This is a genomic window from Psychromonas aquatilis (genome assembly GCF_038155185.1).
Classification (GTDB): Bacteria; Pseudomonadota; Gammaproteobacteria; order Enterobacterales; family Psychromonadaceae; genus Psychromonas; species Psychromonas aquatilis.
Window position 1 is genome coordinate 1 of sequence record NZ_JBAKAZ010000170.1, and the last position, 316, is coordinate 316.

The 316-nt window shown below is 39.9% G+C and carries 1 pseudogene; it reads right to left on the reverse strand.

Annotated elements, in window-relative coordinates:
• Positions 1–115: pseudogene (locus V6256_RS15245) on the reverse strand (transposase); the annotation flags it as partial.
• Positions 116–316 lie beyond the last annotated feature (201 nt).

Consider the following 316-nt stretch of genomic DNA (forward strand, 5'->3'; position numbering starts at 1 on the left):
ACTTTTCTGTGTATTTATCTTCCCCACATAAATAAGCTCGACAAACACAACGAGAAATACAGTGATAATAAGGTGTATCAGATAACGATACTTGAGATTGGCGTGACTGCGTCATAACAACTACCTCTTAGCATGCAAAACTACATTACTAAAAGATAGAAGAGTAATGATGAACCGTCAAAGTTTATGGGTGTCCACAATCTCCATTCGGTGTCCACAATCTCCATTCCACAATCTCTAATGATGGGTGTCCACGATCTCAAGGTGTATCAGATAACGATACCTGAGATTGGCGTGACTGCGTCATAACAACTAC